Raw genomic sequence first — 6,690 nt, 5'->3', positions numbered from 1 at the left:
GAATACTAGTAAGTCTTCCTAATTTACTAGCTACCCCGACTTATTGAGCCGATACAAAAATAATATGCGTAATGATATGTAGTCGTCCTTGATAGATATGATTTCCAACAGTTACAAATAAACCCAGAATAATTGCCAAGTAATAATTATTTATATATATGCCTAATTGATGTACTAATACTCCACGAAATATCAACTCTTCTGTTATTGGATTTAATATACATACAGCAATCAAAAATAAAATTTTCTGAAGCTTTTGCCGTGGTATAAGCCTTACAGAAACGAGATAAGCATCATTTTCTACAATTTGCCTGACTCTCAAAACATTTAAAATCTTATTTACAATTAACACAAATATCCAATAACAGACTAAGCCAATTATTAAGGAAAATACTGGTAATATCTCAAATTTTAAACCAACTGCTGGTGCATCCCATCCTAGAATATAAGTTATGGAAAAGAAGGAAATTAACGAAATTTGATTGCATAAAATATAAAAGCCAAAACCCGATTTTGGTCTTTCTACTTTTCGTTGCTTTTTAATTGATTTCCTTTGAGCTATGCTGCTATACAAATACACCATACTTAAGAAAACTACAAAAAATATAACACAATTACTTAATGGAGGTAATTCAGTTTTCACGATTATCTTTTATGGGGTTAAGGATGAAACTCAGTATTGCTCATGTATTTTTTTAGCTTAATTTTTAATACTTGTTAAACTCTAATTGCCCTACATAATTAAATTCACCCTGGCTTTCAGTAGAGGTAAATAACCGCATTTCATAGGAACCGGAAGCAGGGAGCTTACACGTAACTTGATCTCCTTGTACCGCGTGACCACAGGATTGGGAATTGCCCCCACCTTTTGAGTTATAGCTGGCTAATAACCAAACATTCTTAGGATTTGCCAATACTAGTTTTGCTTCATCACCTACATTCGTCTGCGATCGCACAGGGCTGACAAGTTGCAAGCCATCAGCAAAAAACTTTGGTTTCATCATCGGCTGGCGCAAAAACTCACCAAGCGGTAATGGATTTGATAACAGCTGCCAAGCAGGATCTTTTGGAAAATGGCTGATCACCATAACTTCTGGTGGCGGCATTAAGTATTCAGTACGGTAGTTTTTTGTAAAACCTGAAGAGCGATCAACATAACCGCTATCCCAAGTAGCATCAATTAAGTACCATTGTCCTTTTACTCTTGCTGCATTCCACGCGTGACCTTGACCGCTAAGGTCACTGGTTTGAGTCCGTGCATCTCCTACGACATAAATGATTTCTTCTCCAGCCGCTTTACCCAATGCTTCTAATAATTTTGCATAGCCGGCACACACAGACTTACGGGTTCTAAATACAGTTTCGGCATCTTGTGGTGGATATTGCCCTGCAAAATAAGATTCAGCATCGTATGCAATTCGATCTGCAACGTAATCATGAAGAGCCTTAATTCGCTGTACTGGGTCTGATTCCTTACTAACAATATACTGAGCAACTGATGCGATGCTTGTCTCTACACTGCTGGGCATATTGGCAACTGCGGGATGTATTCCCATACCTTGCCACGCCCAACCATTGGTATTATTAGCAGGCTGTGGTTTGGCAGTATCTTCCTGTTTTAAATTTTCAAAAGGATCTCGGTCGGTTTGGGGTTGTGGTTGGACTTTGCTACTGCCGTCATCGTAACGTTCAAAAGGATTTGTATTGAAGCTGAGATACATTCCTTCCAAACCATTTGCCAGCTTGAATAAATTCTGTCGAATTAACTGTGCAGGTTGTCCTTGTAAATTACCCAGCATCCAGTCGCCTCGCGTCGAGAGAGCTACAAAACTCAAACGCGGTTGCCATGCTAGTAAAGCAGCGATCGCCACAAAGTTGATTACAAGAGTTCTAAGCGTCAAGCGATCGCCCCAAGTCAAAATGCGCTCTTTGCTCCGACTGCCCTTGCTTTGTGCCCTTAGTTCCCAGAGCATAGGTAAGATGGGAAAGAGAAACACCCCTGCTAGTACGGCTAAAGAAGTAGAACGGTTATTGTAAGCAGCTAGGGAAGATGCTAACCAAACACCTAGAACGGGTGTGAGGTAGATAATAGCGATCGCACTCCCCTTAATTAATGTACCGATAAGTTGGAAAAGAATAGCCATATAGATTTACGTTCCAGAGAGTAACTAAATTAGAAAGATTTATAGCTGGCTTATACCCAACCTAAATCTTCTAAAGCTTGACTAACCTGCTCCCGTAATTGCCACTGCCATTCTCGTTGACTAGTAATTTCAGCATCTTCCAATGTTTTCCAGTAGCCAGAAGCTAACATTAGTGACCAGAACGGTTTACCACTATCGTCATGTTGACGTGGCGAATAGTTTAAGTAATTTGCAACCAGTTCTGCGATTCTGGCGTATTGGAGATTTGCACCGCCAAAATGCTCATATCCAGCCGCCTCTGCTAACTCAGTTGCAGTGATAATTTGTCCAGGTGCATGATAGTGAGCTTTGAGCATAAGTTTATGGCTATCCGTCAGTTGGCTGCTGATAGCTATAAAAGCTTGTTTATAGTCCTCTAGTGACGGAAACTGAATAGCTAAAACTTCTTGAATTACATAGCTTTTGAACCTGTCTATGTCCGTAAAATAGCGATAACCAAGACGATTTGCAGCCTCTTCTATTTCCTGATCTGCACCAATTATCAGGGCAACTGGTTGACTTTTCCCGGATTGCAAACCATTGGGCCATGCTAAATCAAGTACTGCACTCACTGTTCCTGTCGAATCAGCAATTTCGTACATCCATTCACCAATCGGTAATCCCTGCTCCTGCACCCATACATTACATTCTTCCAGAACTCGTTCCTCAGCTATTGGTACAACCACAGTAGAGCTTTCGGCTTCTGATTCTAAAATAGAATCTGTCGCTTTTGGTTCTGCAATATCCCCGGTGAGTAAGCTATTCAAAAATTTATTGGCAGCTTGAGCTAAAAGTTCACGGCGTGCGGTTAAAAAATCACGGTAGTTTTCAATTTGCCACAAACTGCGTTCCATTGGTATCCAGTGCGTTGCGATCGCACCCGGTTGGGTTGTCTCAAATGCCTCAAAATACTCCGAAGGGTGGCGGTTTGAGACTTTGAGGTTGGTTTCTTGGGTTAGAAATGTCAGGTTAGCGATCGCGTTAACTTCAGATTTGGGATATCCAGCTTTGGAAAGTAGCGATTTAGGAAAAATATGATGGACTTGCAAATAGCTATGTTTACCGAGAAGATGTTTGGATAGTTCGATGCCACTATCCCAATCTTGTGCTTGATGCACGCGAGTGAGCATATAAACTAATGGATAAAATCTTGCTCCCATACCCCAACCTTGAAAGTCAATAGCTTTGATTTCCAAGTCTCCGCGATTTTGCCGTAGGTTGGCGATAAGTTGGTCTAGCGGATTATCTTCAGATTCCAATACGTGTAAATCTTGGGCTAGAACGCTCTCAGTTGAGCCTGCGTACCGTCCCCACAATAAAGTATGTACATACCAGTACAGTAACTTGTCGCGCTCTGTGTGATCTCTAAGATGTCCGCCACGCGCAACAAGGTAACGCACCATGACAGGAAAGGCGTAAATACCACCGAGTACCCGATTGTGGTCGAGTCCTAAACGCCCAGAAATGAGGTTGAGCAGGGTATCAATAGCTTTTTCTGCCTTGTATAGCCCGTCTTGAAATGTCGCAGTCTTAACATCTTTGAGTGCGGAAAACATTGCCTCTCCGGTAATAACTGCATTAATGCACCTCAGCAACCACTCCAAACGAAAGTCAAAACCTGCTTTATTCCATTTCGCCAAACGTGCTTTGAGTTCACTGCGGGCATCCGGCCATTGGGCGCAAACTTTTGCTAGTGCTAAATCACCTTTAGATAGTTTGGTTCCTCCGCTATTAACAGTGTTAAAAATCTCTACAACGACATCAACTGTTTTATCTTCACCAGTGACTTCTTCAATATGCAAATTGATATTTTTGATGCCTTCTAGTTTATTTAAAGCATTAATATAAGTAGTCAAATTCACACTAAGCTCTGGAATTTTGAGCAAATGCCCAATGAAAACTCCTACTCCTTGCTGCATCAATTCAGTTACATTTACCCACAAGGGGTTGTCCTTCATTTTGACAGGAGCGTAAAATTCAAATATTTCTTCTTTCAAGTTGAAATACAAACCAGTGAAAGCTTGCAAATTCCCATCAAAAAACTGAGGTGGTTTACCCCGCACAATTCCATAGAAGGAGGTGATGCGCTGCTGACCATCTAGCAGCAGTTTAACCGTGCCTGTGGAAAGCTTACCATCGCCACGAGCATGGTCAATTGCTTGTTCGGTTTTAGTTTGCCACACTAATAAGCTACCAATGGGATGTCTGCGATATAGTGAATTCATCAATCCGCGTACTTGGTCACGATTCCACACATAACCCCGTTGGAACTCTGGTAAGGCAATACTGCCCATGTCGATTTGGTCGAGGATAGTTGTAATGTTCATATATTATTTTTACTTTTAAGAATTAATCACAAACCAATCAATGCTTTAAACCTAGTTCCTTATTTTAAGTTTTCCCTCAACACTGGCTTTTCTAACAATTTGCTCAGACAACGAAATCTTGAAACAACGTTTAACACCAAAATAACCAGTATCAATTGAATAGCCTATATCAGCAGTGTTTTCGCCAATAAGGGAGAGAATCGAGGGTTGTTGAAATAGCCTATGCCCCGCCTAGCGATCATTGGTGGATATTCATCAATCATCTGCCAGTAGTATCCAGTAGACAGTAACAATACTTTGCCACCACAACGATATGAGGAAACTGGCTCACCCTGCTGGGGGCGATCGCTGTTAGGCTGTTATCATCTGTCCAAAAATTGGTAGAGTTGGTAAAACTACCCAACAGCTTTGGGGAGTATCGTCGGCAATGCCAATCTACAGGAAACGTTACGCAAACAATTAAGACGAAATAGCGCTAGCTATCAAAGAAGCAGCCCTATGGCGCTTTCGGCACTGCGGACAAAAGTGTTTGCGTCCTGGTCCTGGCGAAAAGCCAAAGGGACTGTCCCGTTTTGAATGGACAGTAATGACGCTTTCGGTACACCATTGCGTTGACTGCACGAAACCGCTAATCTGTCTTATTTTGACTGGAGTTTATCTGAAATTTATTTAACAAAGCTTTTGCCATCTCTATCTTGGCTTCCCGTAAAGGATCTATAAAATCTGTATCAGAAGCTGATGTACTATTTTTATTCGACTCGGCAATGCTATCTAACATTTGCATAGCCATGCCTACCAAATTCATTCTTTCCAAAATTTCTGTGTAGTTATTTGCCTGCTGCATACTCGATTTATAAACAAATAGGAAGGTTGCACCAATAAACTCGGTGAGTACACCAGCTATTCCTCCTATACCCGCTACAATCCAGTTATCTTTTGGATGTTGATATCCTAATACTACGCCGTAAAGTATGAGACTAAACCCTAAAGACATAACGCCTATACTCAACCAAAAGATCCAACGTATCTGACTCAAATTTCGATTAAAATAGCTTTCTAGTGTGATTTGTGCCATATCCCATACAGGTTTAGCTTTCCCTGGTTCTTCTATATGCTTTGCCTGAGCAAATAAATATGCTTTCTCTTCCAGTGTGGAACCAATTTGCTCAGTCTGAAAATATAGATAAATTCCTACGCATAGCATTATGTAAGGAAGAATGAGAAAAATATTGGTTAGAAAAGAGCCTAAAACTTGATTTGAAATCCCCCAAACTGATGAAAACTGTTGACGGGTGGCAACAATAAAAATGCTTATAAAAATTGTGAGTAAGCCAAACAATCTCCTCTGTCTAAGACGCTGAAGAGATAACTTCTCTTTCGGATTATCTTGATTCATAATTCTCCTGCCTTCTCAGATTTCCTTTCTCAGTATCCATCACTAGCAACCATATCTTTGGCGTAGCGTGTTGCTAGCCATAGCATCTGCTCAAAGTCGCGGATGCCGTCTATGATGCGGTAATAGTTGGGGTGCCTTGAAATAGCCAGTAGGTCATTGTTGTTTGGGTTGTTTGGTAGATTTCCTCTAAGAATTTGGTGGGTGGGTGGATGATCGCTTTTGGTAGGTAATTCTTATTTTTCATCGCTTGATGGGGCGATCGCACCTAGATAAATTTCCCTTAAGAATGAGAGGATGATATTGATGTTCATGAAATTATGGCCTCAATAAAAATGCAGCTAAATAAATTTTGATACTGGTAGATTTAATCCCTTCATCTAGAATCAGATTTAATCTGTCTGTATCTTCTACTAATTGAATAACGAAATTCTCATTATCTAAACCTGCCTTATTACCATCGGTATACTCTTTTAATAGTTTTTGTACAGACTTGTTTTCTCGCCAAGAATTGAGCTTTTTGAGCGTACCTCTGACTGCTGCACGGTTTAAAACCTCTGGCAAGCTATCAAACATACTCAGCCGACGTTGAATTTGGGTAATGCGTTCAGATGTGACACTGATATTTTCTAAGGTTTCTGGTTGTTCTAGCTCTGCACTGCGTTGTTGCTTTAATTTCACCAGTTCGTTATAAATTGATTGAGCGCATGATAGTAAATACTTTGTAGAAAATATAGCGGTTCCTGCTTGAGTACAATACAGTATGGGATGATGGAGTATATTAACG

General features: G+C 40.6%; 5 protein-coding genes and 1 pseudogene. All 6 read right to left on the bottom strand.

Annotated features, from left to right (window positions below):
* Positions 1-40 precede the first annotated feature (40 nt).
* Positions 41-643 (bottom strand): CPBP family intramembrane glutamic endopeptidase, encoded by a 603-nt coding sequence (locus HWQ23_RS12665; RefSeq protein ID WP_292828635.1) that lies wholly within the window; start codon positions 641-643, stop codon positions 41-43.
* Positions 644-707: 64 nt separating this feature from the next.
* Positions 708-2,144 (bottom strand): transglutaminase domain-containing protein, encoded by a 1,437-nt coding sequence (locus HWQ23_RS12660; RefSeq protein ID WP_292828632.1) that lies wholly within the window; start codon positions 2,142-2,144, stop codon positions 708-710.
* 50 nt (positions 2,145-2,194) lie between these two features.
* A complete protein-coding gene (locus HWQ23_RS12655; protein ID WP_292828629.1) occupies positions 2,195-4,510 on the bottom strand; it encodes a GmrSD restriction endonuclease domain-containing protein in 2,316 nt (771 codons plus the stop codon).
* Positions 4,511-5,138: 628 nt separating this feature from the next.
* The gene (locus HWQ23_RS12650; protein ID WP_292828627.1) at positions 5,139-5,906 is read right to left on the bottom strand and encodes a TRADD-N-associated membrane domain-containing protein; all 768 of its coding nucleotides are present in this window, start codon (positions 5,904-5,906) and stop codon (positions 5,139-5,141) included.
* Between the two features lie 109 nt (positions 5,907-6,015).
* Positions 6,016-6,150 carry a hypothetical protein gene (locus HWQ23_RS12645; protein WP_292828624.1) on the bottom strand — a complete coding sequence of 45 codons (135 nt, stop codon included), beginning with the start codon at positions 6,148-6,150 and terminating at the stop codon, positions 6,016-6,018.
* A 71-nt stretch (positions 6,151-6,221) separates the two neighbouring features.
* A pseudogene (locus tag HWQ23_RS12640) lies at positions 6,222-6,690 on the bottom strand (helicase-related protein); the annotation flags it as partial.

The sequence above is a fragment of the Nostoc sp. JL33 genome, assembly GCF_017114985.1.
Taxonomy (GTDB): Bacteria; Cyanobacteriota; Cyanobacteriia; order Cyanobacteriales; family Nostocaceae; genus Nostoc.
This window is presented reverse-complemented; position numbering and strand designations above follow the sequence as displayed.